This window comes from Treponema socranskii subsp. buccale (assembly GCF_024181585.1).
GTDB lineage: Bacteria > Spirochaetota > Spirochaetia > Treponematales > Treponemataceae > Treponema_D > Treponema_D buccale.
Genome location: NZ_CP054258.1, coordinates 1,596,132 through 1,617,630 on the forward strand (window position 1 = coordinate 1,596,132; position 21,499 = coordinate 1,617,630).

The 21,499-nt window shown below is 50.7% G+C and carries 15 protein-coding genes; 5 read left to right on the forward strand and 10 right to left on the reverse strand.

Annotated elements, in window-relative coordinates:
- Positions 1-115: 115 nt before the first annotated feature.
- From HRI97_RS07250 to HRI97_RS07265, 4 genes are all read left to right on the forward strand, one after another.
- Positions 116-1,591, forward strand: a complete 1,476-nt coding sequence (locus HRI97_RS07250) for a peptidylprolyl isomerase (RefSeq protein ID WP_253724827.1) — start codon at positions 116-118, stop codon at positions 1,589-1,591.
- A complete protein-coding gene (locus HRI97_RS07255) occupies positions 1,572-3,371 on the forward strand; it encodes a 6-hydroxymethylpterin diphosphokinase MptE-like protein (protein ID WP_253724828.1) in 1,800 nt (599 codons plus the stop codon). Before HRI97_RS07250 ends, HRI97_RS07255 begins: the two co-directional genes overlap by 20 nt.
- 598 nt (positions 3,372-3,969) lie before the next feature.
- The gene (locus tag HRI97_RS07260) at positions 3,970-4,497 is read left to right on the forward strand and encodes a GNAT family N-acetyltransferase (protein ID WP_253724829.1); all 528 of its coding nucleotides are present in this window, start codon (positions 3,970-3,972) and stop codon (positions 4,495-4,497) included.
- A 170-nt stretch (positions 4,498-4,667) separates the two neighbouring features.
- On the forward strand, positions 4,668-6,179 hold the full coding sequence (locus HRI97_RS07265; protein ID WP_253724831.1) for a nicotinate phosphoribosyltransferase: 1,512 nt from the start codon (positions 4,668-4,670) through the stop codon (positions 6,177-6,179).
- A gap of 223 nt (positions 6,180-6,402) precedes the next feature.
- Here HRI97_RS07265 and HRI97_RS07270 read toward each other — a convergent pair whose 3' ends face one another.
- From HRI97_RS07270 to HRI97_RS07315, 10 genes are all read right to left on the reverse strand, one after another.
- Entirely contained in the window at positions 6,403-7,671 is a 1,269-nt protein-coding gene (locus HRI97_RS07270; RefSeq protein WP_253724833.1) for a YeeE/YedE family protein, read from the reverse strand.
- A gap of 24 nt (positions 7,672-7,695) precedes the next feature.
- Positions 7,696-9,393: an FAD-dependent oxidoreductase gene (locus tag HRI97_RS07275; protein WP_253724834.1), complete on the reverse strand. Its 1,698-nt coding sequence runs from the start codon at positions 9,391-9,393 to the stop codon at positions 7,696-7,698.
- Between the two features lie 140 nt (positions 9,394-9,533).
- Positions 9,534-10,775 carry a RelA/SpoT-related domain-containing protein gene (locus HRI97_RS07280; RefSeq protein WP_253724835.1) on the reverse strand — a complete coding sequence of 414 codons (1,242 nt, stop codon included), beginning with the start codon at positions 10,773-10,775 and terminating at the stop codon, positions 9,534-9,536.
- 90 nt (positions 10,776-10,865) lie between these two features.
- A complete protein-coding gene (locus HRI97_RS07285; protein ID WP_180486455.1) occupies positions 10,866-11,957 on the reverse strand; it encodes a flagellar filament outer layer protein FlaA in 1,092 nt (363 codons plus the stop codon).
- Positions 11,958-12,037: 80 nt separating this feature from the next.
- The gene (locus HRI97_RS07290) at positions 12,038-12,505 is read right to left on the reverse strand and encodes a GerMN domain-containing protein (protein WP_180486456.1); all 468 of its coding nucleotides are present in this window, start codon (positions 12,503-12,505) and stop codon (positions 12,038-12,040) included.
- A gap of 17 nt (positions 12,506-12,522) precedes the next feature.
- Positions 12,523-13,584, reverse strand: a complete 1,062-nt coding sequence (locus tag HRI97_RS07295) for an N-acetylmuramoyl-L-alanine amidase (protein ID WP_253724837.1) — start codon at positions 13,582-13,584, stop codon at positions 12,523-12,525.
- Positions 13,585-13,597: 13 nt separating this feature from the next.
- Positions 13,598-15,391, reverse strand: a complete 1,794-nt coding sequence (locus HRI97_RS07300) for an ATP-grasp domain-containing protein (RefSeq protein ID WP_253724839.1) — start codon at positions 15,389-15,391, stop codon at positions 13,598-13,600.
- Positions 15,384-17,891: a cytidylyltransferase domain-containing protein gene (locus HRI97_RS07305; protein ID WP_253724841.1), complete on the reverse strand. Its 2,508-nt coding sequence runs from the start codon at positions 17,889-17,891 to the stop codon at positions 15,384-15,386. Before HRI97_RS07305 ends, HRI97_RS07300 begins: the two co-directional genes overlap by 8 nt.
- On the reverse strand, positions 17,879-18,832 hold the full coding sequence (locus HRI97_RS07310; RefSeq protein WP_253724842.1) for a hypothetical protein: 954 nt from the start codon (positions 18,830-18,832) through the stop codon (positions 17,879-17,881). The genes HRI97_RS07305 and HRI97_RS07310 overlap by 13 nt, the downstream gene beginning before the upstream one ends.
- Entirely contained in the window at positions 18,807-20,354 is a 1,548-nt protein-coding gene (locus HRI97_RS07315; RefSeq protein WP_253724843.1) for a spiro-SPASM protein, read from the reverse strand. Before HRI97_RS07315 ends, HRI97_RS07310 begins: the two co-directional genes overlap by 26 nt.
- Positions 20,355-20,537: 183 nt before the next feature.
- Here HRI97_RS07315 and HRI97_RS07320 point away from each other — a divergent pair, with 183 nt between their 5' ends.
- On the forward strand, positions 20,538-21,470 hold the full coding sequence (locus HRI97_RS07320; RefSeq protein WP_180486459.1) for a hypothetical protein: 933 nt from the start codon (positions 20,538-20,540) through the stop codon (positions 21,468-21,470).
- The last annotated feature ends 29 nt before the right edge of the window (positions 21,471-21,499 follow it).

The window sequence follows — 21,499 nt, forward strand, 5'->3', positions numbered from 1 at the left end:
ATGAAGTCCATCACTTTGCCATAACACGTTTCGAAACGGAAATTGACACACCGTCTTTATCGTGATAAAATTATATAATTTTCTATTTACACGGATTCAGTATAAGGATTTTATCATGAAAAAGGGATTTTACACCGTCGGTTTGATTATCGTATTGGCCGTATCGGCTTTTGCATTCATCCTCGCTCCCGCCTTGGTCGGACGGGGCAATCGTGACACGCTTCCGCCGTTCGGATCCTACGACGGCAAAAAAATAAAATTCGAAGAAGGTTCCGATTTCAAAAAATACGTTGCAAAGTACGCGGACCTTTTTAAAAAACTGGGAAAGCAAAGCGATCCTCTGTCGAATTATTATATTTTCAATTATGCGTTCAACGCAGTCGTGCAAAAAATGGCGTATACGCAGGCGGTAGCAGAGAGCGGCTATGTCGTACCGCAAAGCGCCGTAAACCGCGAAATGCTTCCGGACTTTTTCGAAAACGGCAAATACTCGCAGCGAAAATACAGAGAAACCCCAGCATCGGAAATCGAACAGCGGCAAAAGGAAATCCGTGAAGAGTTTACGAAGAACCGCTACACCGACGACATGTTCGGCCCTTCCGAACAGTTTGCAGGCACGACGCTGTACGGATTAAAATCGTCCGAAAACGAAATCGCTTTTTTTGAAAATTTCGGCACCGAAAAACGGGGATTCGATATGGCGTCTTTCAGCACCGACGATTATCCGGACAGCGAAAAGGAAGCGTACGGCCGTGCAAATGCGCAAAAATTTATCAAATACGATATGTCGATCATCACGTGCGGCGAAAAATCGAAAGCGGAAACCGTTGCAAAGCGCCTCAAAAACAACGAGATCACGTTTACGGACGCGGTAAACGAATATTCTTCAAAAAACTACAGCGATGCGAACGGAAAATTGACAAATTCATATCGCTATGAAATCGAACGCATCATAAAAAATTCCGACGACACAGAAAAAGTCGTCTCCCTTGCAAAAGATGAAACGAGCGTCGTCATCGAAACGAATATCGGCTTTTCCGTGTTTCATGCGGACGGCAACGCTTCCGATCCCGATTTTACAAACGAACAGACCGTAAAAGACGTGTGGAGCTATCTGCGCTCGAATGAAGCGGGGCGCATCGAAGATTATTATACGGCTCGCGCTAAGAATTTTGCTGCGGAAGCTGCACTCAACGGCTTTGAAAAAACGGCAAAAAAATTCAACATGGTGAATGCGGTTATTGCACCCTTCCCGCTCAACTACGGAAGCGTTCCCTTTGCCAATTCCGTGGATACGAGCATACAAGGGCTGTCGGGAGCGAACACGAATAAAAACTTTTTGCAGACGGCATTTTCTTTAAAGTCCAATGAAATCTCATCGCCCGTCGTCAACGGCAAAACCGTACTCGTGTTGCAGTATACGAACGAAGTAAAAGACGAGCCGTCGGAAAACACATCATCGATTGAGAGACAGATTGTAAGCAGCGACGAAGAGGCGGCTTCTTCGCATCTCATGGCGAGCCCGAAACTGAAAAACGATCTCATTACGGTATACTCTAATTACTTTGCGAATGCGGGGAATATTAACTGACGACGATAACGGAAATCCCCGCTCTGTGCAAACGGAAGGGGGTATTTCCGTTTTGTATAAGGGCAGATACCTCTATTCAAAATACGCGCCTGAAAAAGCGATCAAGCGTACGGTTCTGTCGAAACCCGTCGCGCCCGGCACCCTCGTGCTTGCCTGCTCCCCCGTTCTGTGTTTGTGCCTTGCAGAATTATGCGCTTCTCTTCCCGAAAATTGTTTCGTGCTCGGCTGCGAATTCGACGCGGTGCTGTACGCTTTTTCGCTGAAATACATCCCGCACGATATCGCTCGTTTTGCGATGCTTTCTCCGGACGAATTGCCGAAGCTCCCGTTTATGCTCACAAAGCGCCGCGCCGAAACAAAAAGCGGAGCTTTTCTTCCCCCTGCGGGAACTTTCCGCCGTGTTTTGCGTGCGGACTTTTCGGCAGGCACGCAGTTTTTTCCGCAGCACTACGCGGCGCTTACGGAAGCGGCGGAAAATGCCGTGATGCGATTTTGGAAAAACCGTGTCACGCTCATCAAATTCGGCCGCCGCTTTTCGAGAAATCTTTTTCGAAACATCGCGCGTCTCCCCCGCTCCTGCCCGATCGAAAACCTTACGCAGTCGGTCGAAAAACCGATTATCGTTTTCGGTGCGGGCGGAAGCATGGAAAAAACCGCTCGAAGCATTCGGAGCGTGCAAAGCGCGTTTTACATCGTCGCAGCCGATGCCGCCCTCGCCCCGCTTTTCCGTTTCGGCATCGAACCGGACGCCGTCGTCTGCGAAGAAGCGCAGTCGGTCATCGCACCGTTTTTTTTAGGCGCAAACGGAAAGCGCTTTCGCGTATTCGCAGGCATTACGTCATGGCCGAAACTCTTCGATCTGTCGGACGGCACTATCTGCTATTTTTCGCCGCACTACGACGATACGGCCTTTTTCGATTCCCTTGTCGTTCGGCGCATCCTGCCGTGCATCATGCCGCCCCTCGGTTCGGTCGGACTCACCGCGACGAAGATAGCCCTCATGCTTCGGAAAACAGACCGCATTCCCGTCTTCGTTACGGGGCTCGATTTTTCATACCGCGCAGGTACGACGCACGCGCGAGGATCGGCACCTCATACGGCGCGCCTCACATCGAGTTTCCGAATCTCACCCGCCGCGAATTACGAAGCGGCATTCGGCTGCAGCATACAAAAAATTATCGGAAAAGACGGCTCGCCGTTTTTCACTTCTCCCGCCCTCCTTTCGTACGTTCAAACGTTCCGCGCGTATTTTTCCGAATCGCCGAATCTCTTCGATGCGGGAACGACGGGCATCGAATTGGGAATCCCGCAAAAAGACGTAAACGATTTGATTCGGGAAAGCGGCAATACGGTCGGAACGGAACGGGACAGAAGAAAAAAAGACGCGAACGGAGCGGAGACGATTGTCGGACAAAAGGATTCGGAGAACAACATCGCTCGAACGGGTACGGACGAAAAAGCGGTACATGAGGAAAAAACGTTTACCGAACGAACGGCGTTCTCGGAACGAAAAGCGCTCTCCGTCCGAAATTTTTACGAAAAAGAAGAGTGCGCGCTCGAGCGCTTAAAAAATATTTTATCGTCGGGCCGGAATATGAGCGAAGATGAGCGCAGAGTCGAAATCGAAAAGCTGCTCGCCGCGCGCGAATACCTGTATCTCCACTTTCCCGACGGCCTTAAAGCATCGTTCGACCTGTCGTTTTTAAAACGCGTCAGAGCGGAGATCGATTTTTTTATCAAAGACATCGAAGTCGGAAAATCGATATTGGAACGCGATTAAAAAACTGCGGCATACACGGCGAGCTTGCATAGCAAACTCGAAATTCGAACTTTTATCAAAGCCTCATGGATGTCGATAACCTTTTGCGCGGCCAAAGCTATGCCGAACTGAAAGAAAGCTATGTCATCTTTATCTGTACGCAGGATCCCTTCGGAGTGGGGTTACCCGTGTATACATTCCGCAGTGTATGCAGTGAGGACAGCAGTATTCTTCTTGATGACAAAAGCGTCAAAGTGTTTTATTTTATTTTCCACTTGACTTTTCGCTTCATCGTTTGTATATTTACAGTAATCCTTGCAGGGTTTTTCCTGCTTCGATACGCGATGCCCGTACGGGGTGTGTTTTTGTTGTATACTCCGTATTGTCAGGTTTTCCGAAAGGCAGTCGCGTCATTGGCAATTCGGCGAAACAAAGCCGAAAGAGGGATTCACAATGCGGAGCCGGACCGCAAATCCGGAATTGCGGGAAAGAGCAAGTAGGCGTTTTGCCGAACATCTTTCCCTCTTGTTTTTTTAAAGCGCAGAGCCGCGCGGAAGCAAACCGTGATACAGCGTATGCACGGCTGTACACGCACTGTAAAATCGCTTACAATGATCGTATGATCTTCCGTGCAGCCCGTCCGTCGGATATCCGCTCTATTATGGATATTGAAGCGGCATCCTTCGACGCCGCTACGCGCGAAAGCGAAGCCGTGTTTTTATCGCGCATCGAAATCTGTAAAAACTGTTTTATCGTCTTCGAAGATCCGTCCTCTCACGCACTTTGCGGCTATTTCAGCGCGGAAAAATGGGAACGTATCCCCGAAAGCGATAAAGCGTTTTCGCTCGAACACGACCCGGTCTCTTCGCACCGCCCTGCCGGCAGCGTGCTCTATTTGAGTTCATTCGCATTGCTTCCCGAATACCGCGGGTGCGGCATCGGGAAAAAACTCTTTTCTCAATCGGTCGAACGCTTTTCATCCGGCAATCCGGAAGTAAAAACCGCGCTTCTCCTCGTAAACGAAGCGTGGCGCGGCGCACTGCACATCTACAAAAAAAACGGGTTTTCTGAATTCCGCCGCATCGAAAATTTTTTTGCCGAAGACGGCGTAAAAACAGCCGGCATCGTCATGACGAAAGCGCTGTAAAACAGCATCACATACACACTCGATTTTGATTTTGACTAAATACGGTAAATCAATTACAATACGGCTTGTCAGGGAATGCAGCGTAAGACGGATGCCGGCAAAGCGCGCAAAAAACCTCTCTGAAAAATCGCGAATACGCGATTATCGATTTTTATCAATGAGGTATTTGTATGAAAGAATCCGAAGCGAAATCTTCCCCGTCTGAAAGCTGCGGCATTACGAGCGCGCTCTTTACCGACTTTTACGAACTTACGATGGCGCAGGGCTATTGGAAAGAAAAGATGAACCGCCCCGTCGTCTTCGATATGTTTTTCAGGCGCCAGCCGTGGGCGGGCGGTTTTTCCGTTCTCGCGGGAAATGAAACGCTCATCGACATTCTCACGTCGTTTCGATTCGGAGAGGCCGACATCGCGTACCTCGCCGAACAAAAGATATTCGATAAAGGTTTTCTCGATTATTTAAAGGATTTTTCGTTCGGAGGCGATGTCTACATGATGGACGAAGGATCGGTGATTTTTCCGCAGGAACCGCTCATTCGAATCCACGCAAATCTCATCGAAGCGCAGATCGTCGAAGGATTGATTTTAAATTACGTAAACTTTCAAAGCCTCATCGCGACGAAAACCGCCCGCGTATGGCTCGCATCGAACAAGGGGAGCCTCATGGAATTCGGTTTGCGCCGAGCGCAGGGTCCCGACGGAGCGATGAGCGCATCGCGCGCGGCTTTCATCGGCGGAGCTGCGGGAACGTCGAACACGCTTGCGGGAAAGCGGTACGGCATCCCCGTCATGGGAACGATGGCGCATTCGTGGATCATGTCGTTTTCGTCCGAGCTCGAAGCATTCCGTGCGTACGCGAAAATCTATCCCGAGCATTCTGTCTTTTTGATCGATACTTACGATACGCTGAAATCGGGGATCAAAAACGCGATCATCGCGGGCAAAGAACTCGCCGCAAAAGGATATAATTTCGGCGTACGCCTCGATTCGGGCGACATCTCCTATCTTTCGACGGAAGTGCGGAAAAAGCTCGATGCGGCGGGTTTGCCGAACGCGAAGATTTCCGTTTCGAACGAACTCACCGAAGATATCATTTCGACGCTTGTCGCCGAGCGCGTTCCGATCGACAGCTGGGGCGTCGGCACGCACATGGTAACCGGCGGAAAAGAATCGTCGTTTACCGGCGTGTATAAGCTTGCCGCCCGTCACGACAAAAAAACGGACACCCTCGCCCCTGCGATGAAGTTTTCGGACAATCCAGCGAAGACGACAAACCCCGGCATAAAAAACGTATTCCGCCTCTACGACGAGTGCGGTATGGCAAAAGCCGACATCCTCGCGCTCGACGGAGAAAAAATCGAAAAAGGAAAAGAATACCGCTACTATCACCCGATGATCGACTACCGCCAATTCGCTTTTACGGCATCCCGCATCGAGCCGCTTTTAAAAAAGCGAGTCGAAAGCGGAAAGCGTACGAAGGCTCGCATTCCCGATAGCGAACAGCTTGCGGTAAGCCGGAAGACGATGCGGGAGCAGCTCGAAACGTTCGACGAATCGTACAAGCGCTTATTGAATCCTCACATCTATAAAGTGTCGATAACGGAAAAACTGAAAGATTTGAAGCTGCGCTTTATCAAAGACAATATTAGCCTGAATGCGAGTTTCGAAAGTATTTCTAAATAAAGCTGTGCTTTCGGCGAGAACCCGTCTGCTTAGCCGCGGTCGAGCTTTTTATGACAGGCTTCCGCAAGCCTAACGCTCGAAACGGCACGCAGCCGGAACCTCGCCTCCGCATCATTTTATGTATTTTCGAAGCTCGCCGTTCATTGATACATGAAACGGTTGGAAGATTTCGAGTTTCAGAAAACTCGAAATCCAAGCTTATTAAAAAGCCGGCAGGCGGCTGTTATTTTCTGCCGCAAGCACGGTACACGTTTTTGAGGATCGCGTTTCCGAGTATGCCGCCCGCAACGAGCGCGATAAAAAAGATCCAGCCGGAAAGCGAAAAATTTGCGATCGGCGTATAGAGCGCGCCGACGTTGCAGCCGTTCGAAAGACGTGTGCCGAATCCCATTGCAAAGCCGCCTACGGCATAGATGAGTGCGTCGAGAGGCGTAATTTTAAGCCCGTTCGTAAAAGCCTTCGTAAACATACCCGCCATAAGCAGATAGATAAGAGTCCCGACGACGATGCCGATATTTTGCATATTCATCGGATTTTCGGCAAAGGGCATCGTAAAGGGACCGGCCGGCTTATTTGCAAACGATGTGATCGTATCGGTTGAGACACCGAAAACTCTCAGAAGTCTTCCGAACCAAAAGCCGAAGGGAGTGGACGCGCCCCATCCCGCCTTCGTAACGCCCATGAGCAGCGTAAACAAAACGGATAAAAGCACCGCGCCCTCGACGAGCGTCCACGGTTTTACAAAGAGGCGGTCGTAGGTAGCGCCGCTCAAAATTTTGTAATGAGAGCTGTCGATATTCGAGAGTTTATCCTGCACGGTTTCCGTGTCGACGCCGGTGTACGTATTCGACCGCTTGCGCTTTTTTTCGTAGAGATACGAGAGCGCGATAACAATGCCGGCGAAGACCATCGTTACGGCTACCGCTCCGATGTATTCGATGCGTTTGTTGCCGCCGAACCAGTCGGGAATAAATACGCCGTCCGGGAATGTCGCCGTCGAAACGAGGGATTTTTTTACCCAATCGGCTTTCGCTTGAATGGGAAACCCGACAAATACGCCGATGCAAAAAAAGAGGAGCGTGACGAGGGCGCGCGGAAAGCCGGTCACCAAATCGGTAAGCGTACCGGTTGCGCAGCACGATGAACAGCTCATTCCGAAGCCGAACAGAATGCCTCCGATGACAAGTCCCGCATTGATCGGGTTGACCCAGAGATCGTACTTTGTCGCGTCTCCGAAAATCAAAAACGATGCGGTGAGAACCGCCGAAAGAACGAACATGAGCATGAGCGCGCGCATGAGTTTCGTCGAACCTGCGCGATAGGCGCGGTTGATACTGCCGGCAAATCCGAAAAACGAGCGCGAAAGCACATAACCGAGAGCAAGTCCCATAACCCAGCGAAAAAAAACCATATCCGTTTTTAATGAAGCGGATCCCAACGCGATGCACAGAATAAGCAGCGCGACTCCGATAATCTTTTCAATCGTTTTCATATTGCCTCCCTTAATAATTAATATTTATTTGAAATTATATGCCGTAACGATAGGCTTCCTGTTTCGCACTTTATCGGTAAAGTATTCGTATTCGCTCACGCCGAGGAAAGAGCCCATGATATTGTACACGTTTTTCCAGCCGCTGCCCTGCAGCGCGCAGATTGCGTTATAGCTCCGCTGGCTCGAGCGGCAATGCAAGTACACGGGTTTGTCTTTCGGTATTTCGTTCATGCGTTCACGAAGAGCGCTCAGCGGGATATTGACGGCGTTTACGATATGCCCCGCTTCATATTCTTTCGGCTCGCGCACGTCGATAATGCACGCGTTTTGCTCGACAAGCTCGCGCACTTTCGTAACCGGCACTTGCTTGAAGACGCCGTTCAATATATTGAGGCCGACAAGCGCCGCGTGATTAACGACGTCTTTTGCGGTGCCGAACATCGGCGAATAGCACAGTTCGAGCTCTTTCAAATCTTCGAGCGTGCCGTGCAGCATAATGCAGGCCGCGATGACGTCGACTCTTTTATCGACCGCACCTTTTCCTATCGCCTGCGCACCGATGATCGCTCCTGACGGTTTTTCGAAAATCAATTTGAAAAAGAGCGGATTCGCATTCGGCATAAGGCCGACTTTATCGCCGGGGATGACGTACACGTAATCGTAATCGATGCCCGCATCTTTACACGCTTTTTCGTTTAAGCCGGTACACGCCGCATTGAAATCGAAACAGCGGATAACCGATGAACCGATGACGCCGGTGTTGCGGTGCGGAATGCGGTACATATCGTCGGCGGCCGCTCTCGCTTCTCTTTGGGCGGGACCTGCAAGCGTGAGGCGCGTTTTTTTATTTGTGATAAAGTGCGTCACTTCGACCGCATCGCCTACGGCGTAGATGTCGGGAACGTTCGTGCGGTAATTGTGATCGACGAGGATACCGCCCGTCGCGCCGAGCGCGACGCCTGCCGACTTTGCAAGTTCGGTTTCAGGCCGTACGCCGAGCGCCATGATGACCGCCCCTGCAGCGATCTTTTTGCCGCTTTCGGTCGTAATGTCTTTTTCGCCGATCTCTTTGATGCCGTCGCCGAGGACGAGAGCGACGCCTTTGTCGTACAGCTCTTTGTGCAAAATCTGCGCCATATCGTAATCGAACGGCGCGAGCACTTGGTCGAGTTTTTCGACGAGCGTGACGTTTTTTCCGGCAAGCTTAAAGTTTTCGGCGACTTCGATACCGATAAATCCGCCGCCGACTACGACGATATCGCTTACCGAGTGCTCCGTAACGTAATCGTCGATCTTTTTGATATCGACGACGTTGCGCACCGAAAACACGTGCGTTTTATCGATGCCCGGAATAGAACGCGGCATGACGGGAGACGCGCCCGGAGAAAGGACGAGCGTATCGTAGCTTTCGCCAAACTCTTTTCCGCTCGTCAAATCCTTTACGGTAACCGTTTTTTTATCGGCGTTTACTTTGAGCACTTCGTGCGACGTTTTCGCGATAATATTATACTGTTTTTTAAACTGCTCGGGCGACATAAGCACGAGGTCGCCGCTTTCTTTTACGATCCGGCTCAAAAAAAAGGGCAGCGAACAATTCGAAAACGAAACGTTCGGCCCCTTTTCAAACATAACGACTTCAGCACTTTCATCGAGTCTTCGGGCACGGGCGGCAACGGAAGCACCGCCTGCGACTCCGCCGACGATTACGATTTTTTTTGCCATTTTTTCAATTACCTCCTGTTTTTATAACAAACTAACATATTCAGTATACAAGGCGAAATTAAAAACTGTCAAGATTACGCATTATTATTAGGTCGAATTTACACGTTATGAGTAAAACGGCGGAGATTTCGGCGATTGCTTTACATTTTATCCATAATGTTTGAGAGCAGCACATTGCATGCGTCGTCGTTTATGCCGAGCTTTTTGGCAGCCCGTATGTCTGCAAGCGCGCTTTCGTATTCGCCCTTTTCGTAATACGCTTCCGAACGGTGATAAAACGCATGCGACTGATATTCGTTGATCGAAAGCGATCGTGAAAAACAACCGATTGCCCCGTCGTTGTCTCCGAGAATGGCGTGTACGATCCCCTCGTAATAGAGCGCACGGAAATTTTTCGGATTATACGCAAAGCTCGATTTAAAATCTTCAAGCGCTTTTTGATATTCGCTGTCGGTAAAATACGCCATACCGCGGTGCTTATGAATGACCGACAAGACGACATCGGCCGGCGCAGGCTTCGATTCGATAATTTGCGTATAGATTTTGATCGCCCTCGCCAAATCTCCCGTATTGTGCGCATGGATCGCTTCGAGAAGCAAATCGTCGATCGTTCCTTTTGCAAAAGAAGAAGGAAAATCCGGTTCGGTCGATATCTTTTTTATTCCGCGTTTTATCGCATCAAGTTCATCGACTTTTTCATAAAATAATTTTCGCCGCTCGTTTACTTCACCTTGCAATCTTTTTTGATAATCTCGGATTTCCTGGAAAATCGTATCGGCAAGCGTGAGCGACGCGTTGATCGAGGCGAGTTTCCTTCGAAGCGGCAGATCGAACGGGGAAAACTCGCTTTTGTAAATAAGCTCGTGCTCCACTTCCGCCCATGCGTCCTGTAAAATCGTTCGAACCTGTATTTCGCACACGATATCGTCTAAGCGCGGAAGCGACGGAAAATCGGACGGCGGCGGAAAACACGAATCCGGAATTTTTACGAGGATGTGAATCGATTCGTATTCGAACGCTTTGAAATTTTCGGCCGGACCTTTTTGTTCGATTTCCCGCACATCGAAAAGATTTTTGACTTGCGCCGAAACTTCGGAAAGATCTTCGAGAAACGCACAGATGATGCGTATGCCGACCATATCGGTAAGACAAACGAGAGAGCCGTCGGCAGGCGGCTGCACTTTTAAGCGCAGAATCTTTTTATAATAGCTGTCGAAAGATTTGATGCGCGCTTTATACGTCGGAGGAGAAGCGAGCGAAACGCCGTCTTCCAGACGCTTTTGAATATTTGCCATGACGGCACAAAAATACGGCGCATACGATTCATAGGTTTTTTGAATATGGATTTTTGCCGGCAGATTATCGTAAGACTTGTGTTCCATAACTCGAAATCAAATTATAAAAAAACGTCCCTTAGTCTCGCCGAACAGGGCGGGCATAAAGGACGTTTATTAAAAGAAACTTACGGCAGCTTATCGTGCATTTGCGGCGTTGCCCGACGAACGTGCGGCATTCGACGTAGAATTTTCGTTGAGACTCGAAGTAAAGCTTTCTTCCGTCGCCTGTTTAACGCGTTCGAGATAGCGGTTCACCTGTTTGTTGCCGAAGCGCTCCATTTCGATGGCCTGGCGTTTCTTTTCACGCGCACGGACAATACCCCACACATCTTCGTCGGCGATATCGCGTTCGGACGTCAACACGGCTTTGTCGTAGATGATCTTAACGTCTTTGAAATAGCCGATATAGTCGCCGCCGATGTGAGCGGCATCGCGCGTAATCTGGAAGCCCGTGAATTTTACGTACGGAATACCGCGCGGATAGATCGGGTACACGCGGATTTCGCGGTTGCGGATATCGGCGATATACTGCGGGTTATTCCACACAAGCTCCTTCCAGCCGTCGAATCCGAGATAGCCCATAAAATAGCGGCGTTCGATTCCGTCGTTGTCTTTGAGCAAAACGTACAGACCTTCGGGATAGTTCATACCCATCGTCGTAACGGCGATCGATTTGATCGCACCGACATTTCTGACGACCCCGAAACCGTCTTCGAAGAGGGTTTTGCCGCTCGCTTTTTCTTCATCGGTCTGTGCCTGACGGTTGCCGTCGGCATCCGCTCCCGCAAGCGGTTCAAACGCGGGAATATCGAACGGCGGTTCGATGCGCGCATTTGCGTTCGAATTCCATTCCGGGAAAAGGACGCGGACACCCATGACGTTCGAACCTGCGAACGGCACATCGGCTTCGCTGCGTACCGGAGCTGCGACGACCGTCGAAACCCCCATCGACTGCACGTTTTGCGCAGATGAATTCAGCACGACTTCCCATTCGGGGAGAGCGAGAGAGGTTTTCATGAGATCCCGCTGCTCTGCGGTGAATGTCGCGCCCGCAGCCGCCGCGTAATTCATTACGGTACGGCTGTTCTGCGTCGGATTGCCGTTTGCGTCGGCGACGATGTCCGCATCGAGCTGCGTAAAATCGATAACCATCGATTCCGCAGCAAAAAGCCCCGCGCCTCCGGTGAGCAGCATCCCCGCCGCGATCACTAAAAAAGTCTTCTTCATTTTGGAAGCTCCTTATACTATTCGATGTAGCCTTGTACCGTCTATCACGATAGTACAAAAAACTCCATTTGTCAAGGATTTTATTTTCGCAAATCCCCGACGGCGTTTTTTTCGTACGCGTGATTGCCGGCGACAAACACTTCGATAGTATGAATATTTTTAAAATTATACAGGATATTTTTCCTGAATAATTCCATCCCTTGTCGTATTTCGGATGCACCGTCCGCTTCGGAAACGAGCGCGTCCGAAAGATCGACATACAGAACGCCGTCGCGCACAAAACACGATTGCGCGCGGGTACCCCGCGTAAAAAGCGGGCGGTATTCCGCAGTCAAAGGCCCGAGTAAAAGTTCGTCTACGTAGCAGTTTACATCCCCCTGCACGGGATGTTTCGGTAAATACCTCGCTTCCATGCAGATTTTGCCGGTTGCAGCCGACTGGAACATAAATACGTAGCGAACGCCCGGATAGCCCTTCATCCACAGCACAAGAGACAGAACGAAAGAAGCCGACACGATCGCGATAAACGCCGTTGTTTTTCTTTTCATAGCGCCATCGTACAAAATCATTTCGATGATGTAAAGCCTCTCGACCGCTCAAAGTGCGTGATAAAATCGCTTATGCCGTTATATATGCCGAACGCGGCTTTTTGCAGATACTGCGTATCGCTTAAATTCCGCGCTTCGGTATAATTCGTTAAAAACCCCAATTCGACGAGTACGCTCGGCATGTTCGCGTTACGAACGACAAACCACTCTTCCGCCTTTATACCCCGCGCTTTCGACTTGTCGCCTATCTGTGCCTGCAAACCGTCCATGATAAATTTTGCGATGAGGACGCTTTCGGTCGTATACTCTTCTTCCGTCAGCGCATTCAAAATCGGAAAGAGCGTTTTATCCTCGCCCGCAGCGGCCTTGTCGATAACGGTACGGCGGTACCCCGGCGACAAATACCACACTTCGTAGCCGCTCGCCTTTTTGTCGAGAGACGCGTTTACGTGAACGGACACATACAGCACCGCTTCGTTTTTTTTCAGCTGTACGGAATTGGCGATATCGGTCCGCTGTCCGAGCGACAAAAAAGTATCGCTGTTCCTCGTCAATATGATTTTTTTGTCGGGAAACGCCGTTTTGAGTTTTGCGTACAGCATTTTTCCGACGGCAAGCGTTACGTCTTTTTCCCGAATGACGAGCGTATTGCCGTTTTGCCGGAACACTTGGCTCGCCCCCGGATCTTTTCCGCCGTGTCCCGGATCGATTAAAATCGCGCCGACGCGATAGTGCGCTTCTTCGCTTTCCGTTTTAAAAAACGATTCCGCCGTATCGATAAAAGCCTGCGACACGAAAACCGCACCCGATTTTGCAAGGGGTGCATCGGTTACGGAAAGCTTTCGGTTGTCGAGCAGTACGACGTTGTCGCCCGCACGGAAACTGATTTGATGTCCGTTTTTTTCCATAAGGCCGGTTTCGGACAAACTGTCCCAATACAGGAGAATGCCCGACGCTTCGGCTTTTTTCAGCAATTCGATTGTTTCCGCCGCATAGCTTTGCGCCGCCGCTGTAAAAAGCAAAACAAAAAAAGCGAATATAATCCTCTGTCGTTTCGGCATGTTCATAGCCTTTTTCATTCTCCGATAATCTTCAAAAGCCGGTATTTACCCTATCTATAGTATCGGCAAAATACAGCATTCCCTGCACCCCCCCACGCAGTCCCGCGCGCCAAAATTTTTTCGCGTCGAGCTCGGGATGATCGGGACAGACTTCGTCGAAAAGTGCGCAGCTTTCGGCAAAAGTTCGGTGATTCCAATCGCGCTCATCCGATTCGTAAAGCCTGCGTAAAACCCGCGGCACGCAATCGGAAACGCGAACGCCTTTCGCTATGTCGCCTCCTATGGACGACGTATCGGCTAAAAGTGTGTTTTCAACGATTGTATCGCCCATATTCGAGAACGGTTTTTCGCCGCGTTCGTCTTTTGTTCCCGCTCCCTTTGCGGTACGTGCGGCACTGTCTTGCCGCAAAACCGCCGCATACGCCGCTTCGTATGCATCGGGCGGAAAACGCTCGCCGCCTGCGTCCGCTTTTCGTACGGACAGCATATCCGAAGCGGCGGTTTCCGCATCGGCAAAAAACGCATCCGTTTCGGGGACGCAGGGTTCCAAGCGCAGCACGATTTTCGAAACCGCTTTTTCCGCGGCGTCGATTGAATCTTTACGCGACGGAGAAGACGAAATCACATTGCCGCATTTTTGCACGTTGTTGTGCGGAAAGACGACCGCATCTCCCGCACCGCTTCGCGGAAATACGTCTTTGACGAAGGGAACGGAGCGCGCCGCATCCAAGCCCGATACTTCTTTAACGATTCCCGGAATTGAAATCCACGCGCGCTCGGCGCTCGCATCAACACACGGAAGTTCGTACAGTTCGTAGGGCGCGCGACAGTTTCCGCACGAGGGGGGCGGCGTAAACGGAACGCGTTTCCGATGCGCTTCGAGAAACGAAGGCTTTTTTCCGCACGCGATGAGGAGCGCTTGTTCGGTGAGATTGCAGTGCGACGCGTAAGGGTATGTCCAGCCCGACATAAAGCCGCCCGAAAGACGAGCGGCCGTTTCGCCTATCATCGGCCCTTTTTCCGTATATTTGATGTCGGCCTTTGCCGCCCCGCAGGAAAGACCGAGCGCTTTTGCCGCAAGCGCAAAGACCGCAATGAGTTCGTTTTTTTTCGCATCGGATATCGCAGTCGGCATCGTGTGCCCCGTTTCGATAAAGTACGGCGGAAAAAATATGTGCCGATCGGCAAAGCCCGTGATCGTCATCGTCCCGTCACAGATAAGCGCGTCGATCGAATATTCATCACCGTCCATGTATTCTTCGAGGATGGCGTTTTCAGTCCGCGAAGACGCGAGGGCCGCCTGCAAAGCACCTTCGGCTTCGTCTTCGCTCCTTATCATGCGGCAGCCGCGGCCTCCCATATTGTCTACGGGTTTTACGACGCAGGGAAAGCCGAGTTCCCGCACACATTTTTTAACAAAATCGAGATCGCTCTCTTTTTTCGTTATGCCGAAAAATTTCGGAGAGGGTACGCCCGCTTCCGAAAACTTTTGCCGCATCCGCACTTTGCCGCTCGCGTTGCAGGCAGCTTCATAGGAGTGACAGGCAAGTCCGAGCTTTTCACCCGCGTATGAAACCGAAGCCGAAAAATCGGTTCCCGCCGTAAAGATTGCCGCAAGCCCTCCTTCCTTTTGTAATTTTTTTGCGAATTCGTAAATCCCTTCTTTATCTTTTAAATCGATGCGTTCGAATCGGTCGCTAAGTCCGACGCAGACGGCGCCTTCGTTAGCGTCGACGACGACCGCGCGGCAGCCGATTTTTTTTGCCGCTTCGATTGCGGGTTTTTGCAAAAAGCCCGCGCCGAGTATGAGTATGTTTTTATTCATGCGATTTTTCTCCCTCTTCCGCACCGCCCGTTTTTCTGCAGTACACTTCGAAAGTATCGCCGAGACGTGAGATGCGGCTTCGGAAAGCGTAGAGCGAATACATAAGCGAATTTTTTTGCCAGCCGTGTTTTTTCACTTGCGGAAAACGCTCGGGATGATGTCCCGTCGAAATTATCTTTTCAACCGTAAAGCCGAATCGCTTGAGTATGTGTTTCGCTTTGGACGGTTCCCACAAAGTATAGTGATCGGCGGGGCTTTGCGCATAAAAATCGTCCGTATTCATAAGAGCGGAAACGCCTTCTGCTGACGGTGTCGAAAATGCAAAGATGCCGCCGTCTTTTACCAAAGCGAGGGCGCTTTCGAGGACGCGATCAAGATTTTGAAAGTGTTCTATGACGTACCACATCGTAAGCGCATCGAATTGCCGCACACCGAATTCCGACGCAGGATCGAAGTCGGGAAAAGAAGTGCAGGATGCGGGAAAGAGAAGCGAAGACTGCACATAGGATACTGCGTCTTTCGAAACGTCGGCGCCGAAAACCTGCCATCCGTCTTCCGCAGCGGCCGCAAGGAAGGGTCCGTAGGCACAGCCGACGTCGAGCACGGAAAGTTTCGATGCAAAGCGTTTTTTATTTTTGACAAGCGAATCAATTTCACGGATACGGCGCTCTCCTTGCGCCTTTATCGCATCGAAATCTTCGAGATAGGTTTTGCCGTACTGCGCTTTATACTCTTCGGCAAAATAGGTTTTATCGTAATCGGGTGCGGCGTTTGAATCCGTCCACGACATATAGATCATGGCGCACGAAGCGCATCTCCTGAATGTCCGGTGCAGCGTACGCGAGACGACGGCGTTTTTTTCGGGATCGCTTTGTCCGCAGACGGGACAAGAGAAACGCTTACCCTTTGCAAGGGATGCGATAAAAGCGCCGAGCGAAGCGTGCCGATTTACGGGATCGATATGCGGATAGAGTTTTTCGCTTTCGCTTAAAACCGTATGCAGTTTTTTTCCCGCAGCATCTTTTTTTTCGAGACAGACGAATCCGTATTTTTTTGCAAGGGATGCGTGCAGCTTTGTCGGCGACAACAAAAGTACGGCGCAGCCCGCATAGGCGGCTTCGTATGCGGTAAGCCCGTAATGCGTTACGACGAGATCGTAGGATGAAAGTATTTCGCGCAAAACGGGAACGGGGCGCATACACGTCACACCGGCTTCTTCCGCTTCCGACGAGTCGATGCCTTCGGGGACGACTGCGCTCACGGAAAGACCTTCGCGCCGAAGCGATATCGATACGGGAACGGTAAGGGATGCGGGATCTTCGCCTCCGAAACACACGAGAACGGTTTTTATATCGGAAAATTTTTTGCAACGTTCCCCGCTCCGCGTGCGGGAGGGCATCGTCATAAATGCGCTTTCGCTTATATTCGATTTTCGCGAAAGATTCGACGGGATGATATCGATGAGATAATCGCAAAAGCACGTATTGTCCGAGCCCTCGTCGATCGCGGCAAGGGAGGCTGCGGCACACAGGGAAGATGCCGTATGTTTATCGAGCGAAAAAAAATCCGAAACGATGAGCGAATATTCCCCGGGGAGCGGATATTCCGTGACGATCTGCCAATCCGAAAGCCCCCGTCCTTTCGCCTGCTCCGTAAGTTCGCCGCATTCGCGAAGCGACGCATCTTTCGGAATATAGACGAGGGCGCCCGACTCGATCGCGGCGTCAAGACTCCTCCTCAGATGTCCCGTCCCGCCCCCTTCTTTTACCGACGGCACAAAGAGCACGGGATGCGTAACGCTCGGTTCGGAAAAGGCCGATAAAATCTGCTCCGTCGTATAGGGCTCATTTCCCGCTTTTCCCTTGGAAAGAAAGCGAACGGCCGAAAGCGCTCTTCGATAATCGGAAGGCGTGTCGATCGTCGTGCGGCAGTCGGGATAATAAAAACGAGCAGGCGCTTTTTGCATCACAGCCGAAAAGCGGTTTCGGTGATTGTAGAGAGAAGGAGCCACGTGTTCGCGGTCGTAAGGCAGGCTTGTCGATTTTTCGGCCGCGACGAGCGATTTGCCGCTGAACACTTCGACGCCCGAACCGTGCGGCAGCCCCGTCCACGTCATATAATCGCACGGAGAAAGTGCAATGCGGCGCATATATTCGTCGAGGAGAGATTCCGCCGCTTCGTAAAATAAAAAGGGATTGTCGGCGGTCGCGCGCACGACGACGTCCGCATCGATCTTTTCGATCAATAAGCAAAAACGCTTTAAGACATCGTCGAGCGGTCCTGAAAAAATATCCCAGCCGCACGAGCGCGCGACCGGCTCGAGTTCGGAAAACGACGCTTCATCCGTCGCAACGTAATACGCGTCGGCTTTTACTTTTTTCATCGCGGAAAGCGTCCACGCGAGCACCGGGCGACCGCCCAAATCTTTGAGCGCTTTGCCGGGAAAGCGTGTCGAAGACATTCTGCACTGAACGATTACCGCCGTCATCATTCTCTCCATGCTTCTATCAAATGCTTCGCGTCCGTGTGGAATCGCGCACGGTTCGTATGCACCCATTTTTTCGCATCGGAAAACCGCCGCTTCGCTTCGAAAAAGCCGCACGACGAATGTGTAAGAAAATTGAAAAACGAAAGAGGTGGGACAGAACCTCCCGAATCGGATTTAAAACGCGGCGCCAAATTTTTAAGATAAAACTGCAGATAGGTTAAGTCCGCCGTCGTGTCTTCGATCGGAACTTTCTCATCGTAAGAAAACAGCATCGACGTCGAAAGGCAGGTCTCCTCTCCCCACAGCCACGAACGCAGCGCCAAATCGAGATTTTGATAATACGCAGACGTGATCGTATAGTCGAAGCCGCCGAGGCGGATGAATTTCATTTTATTGTACAGACCGATATAATCGAAGGGATACAATGTATGCATACCGTCTTTGACGACTGCGGATTGAGAAACGGAAAACTTTCCGCGAGAGGCTTCGGGCGTAAAGCGAACCGGAAGCGCTTTTTTTTCCGCATCCGAAAGGCGCGGCGCGATGCAGTATGTTCCGGTTTTTATGAGATTTTCCGCGAGGTGCGGCTGTAAAATCCCCTGCGGGATGTAAAGCGAATCGCGCAGCACGAGCACGTAAGAAGCGGACGCTTCGCCGATGCCGATATTGATCATATCTCCGTCCGTCACCGCTTCGAGAGGGACTACGAACTGCACGGACGGAATGCGCCTCGAAAGCTCTTCGATATTGCAGCTGCCCGAATTCGGTTCGATCGAAATGACGGAAGCGAAGCCGCATTTCGAAAGCGTTTCAAGCGTCTGCGCGTGAAAGCGGCTCGCATTCGAATTGAGGAGGACGGCGGAAACGTCCATCTTTTTTTCCGACGGCGCTCTCCCGCCGATAACGGTGCGGTTGATCTGCCGTTCGTTAAAAATTAAAGGTATAGTATTCATCGCATTTCCCGCATACTTCCCCGTACTCGCACTTCATATCTTTTTCGGCGTAAGAGGTCATCCGCTCCCAAATCGATGCAAGGCTTTCCGTAAACGCATTGCCTATAATATTGCTAAAAACGTATTCGCGGCACGGCGGCACACTGCCGTCGGATAGGATCGTCATGTCGCGCCGCAAATGCCAGCACGGATTGCGTTCGAGCGGCGAAAGATCTGCGGGTTTACACTCGGGAAGGAGACCTGAAAACCAATCGTATTTTTGGATTATCACTTTGCCGCCGTTTTTATCGTCTTTCCAAAAGCGGTAAAAGGCTTCGAGTTCCGCTTCGTTGTCGTTCGTCCGAACAAACTGCGGATAGGTCGTATCGGGAAACGCGCGCTGCAAAAGAGCGACGGCTTTATGAGCTTTTGAAAGCGAGCCTTCCGAACCTCGCATCTTTTTGTACGTCGCTTCGCTTACCGCGTCGAGCAGTACGATCCAAATGATTTTCCCGCCTGAAGCCTCTTTGACTTTTTCGCACAGTTCTTCGGTTACGTGCAAGCCGTTCGTTTCGACAAGGAGCGAAAGCCCGTCGTAAGAAGCGGCTTCTTTAACAAAATCCGTAAAATCGGGATGCAAAAGCGGCTCACCCCACGCCGAAAGCGAGACGACGGCGCTTTCCGAAAGGGATGCCATTTGCGACACGAGCGGCCGGAATTCGGCGAGCGTCATATCGCGCGGATTTTTTTCTCCGTACGTTTTTTTATATGCTTCCCTATACGGCGAATAAATGCACTCCCCCTCTTCCCTGCCTGAAATCTGCACGTTGTAAAAGGCGGGTACTGTTTTCAAAACCGACACGAGGGTCACCGCTTTTTCAGAAAGGCTTGCCGCGTCTTTTCCCTCTCCGCACGCATCGTAGAGCGCACGAGAGGCGATATAGCCCGCCTTCGTCGAACATTCGAACGAAAGGCGGTAAAGACGCCGGTCATTCGGCGCGAGTACGGTTTCAATTTCAAACGAATTGATATCGGTTTTTAAAATCTTCATGACGGCATCTCGTGTGATGACTTCATCTCCGAGATTTTTTTGCCGCGCAAGAGAAGCCATGATGGCCGCCGCCCCCGTATCGATCGCTTCGGGTGAAAAGCCGTAGGGATAGCCGTCTGCAAAGGTGTATTCCGCGGCATAGGTTTTATGCACGCGAAGGATTTCATCGCTGAGCGCTTTGTCCAAAAAAGGGCAGTCGGCGGCGGCGTAGAGCACAGTTTCCGCTTTTTCGCTAAGACTTGTAATTTCGTCGAGTACATCGGCCGTCGTCCACACTTTCTTTTCTTTTACGGAAACGGATACGGAAGAGGATGCGGCTTCGCTTTTGCACCTTTCGGCATTATCGGATGCGGCGAGGACGACGACGGGGATACATCCCGAAACGGAAGCCGCCCACGAAAGCGCCCTGTCGTATGCGGAACGTCCGCCGAAAACTTTTTCGAACATATACCGAGCGCCGAATGCGGCATTTAAAATAACGACGGTTTTCATCATTACAGTATCGGCAGATTTTTATGCGGGTATAAACGGTTCGAGCGAAAACCGACACAAAAACACAAAACCGATTAAGGTCTTGACAGATTTCTCTAAAGCGGGTATAAAAATTAGTTTATTTTCGATATAAAATTATAATTGACTAAAAAAAATCCTTTTGTTATAATAAAACGTGCAGCTATGAAAATTCAAACGGAAGTCGGGCTCAAAAAAGTCATCGCCTGCATGGAACGCGCGGATCCCGCAGAAGCACAGAAAATACTTGAAAACCTGTTCGAAGACGAATTCGAATGCGGCGAGCTTGTGTTTACCGCCGACTGTTGCAATTTTTGGATTCCGTACATACGGCAGATCGACGCGATGGAAAACGCGTTTGAACGCGGTGAAAGCCTCCTTGCCGATTGGAAACGCTTCCGCTCTTTTCTTTCGCGAAAAGCGAACGTGTACACCCCTGCAGTCGAAGCGATAGACCGCGGTATTTTTTTATGCGCCCTTGAAAATTATCGGCAGCTGTTGGACGAGCGGGATATCGTACAAAAAGCGGAAATCTACCGCAAAGCGGGCTTATGCTGTAAAAAGCTCGGTAAATTCGAAGAGGCGCAGGAATTCCTTACCGCCTCAAACAATGCGCAGCCGGGGATTCCTTCCGTACTCGCCGAGCTTGCCGACTGTTTTGCCTTGTGCGGACACGAGCGGAACGCAAAAGTGCTTTTCCGCGAAGCGTTTTTTATCGATCCGACAAAAATCGACGCGAGCTTTCTCGATTCCGAACTGATTCGGGTATTGTTCGAAAAGACGGCGGAAAAGGGCTACACGGGTATGACGCTCTTGCAGTGGATTCCGGTCTACGGAGTGCTCTACGGCGTTTTTAATGTGCGGCGCGAACTCAAGCTGCAGGAGATCAGCAAATTAAAACAGGAAATCTACGCGATCGAAACGGAGATGAAAGATCCTTCATGCGATTCGGTGAATCTTACGCCGCGTCTCATCAATCTGTATTTTTGGCTCATCGACTACTACCTCGCTTCGGGCGACAATTCGAAGCCGGTGAACGATACGCTGCTGAAGATAAAAATACTCGATTCGGACGTTTACGAACAGTATATGAAGTGAGTGCAAAAGATGTAAATCCGTCGGAAGAT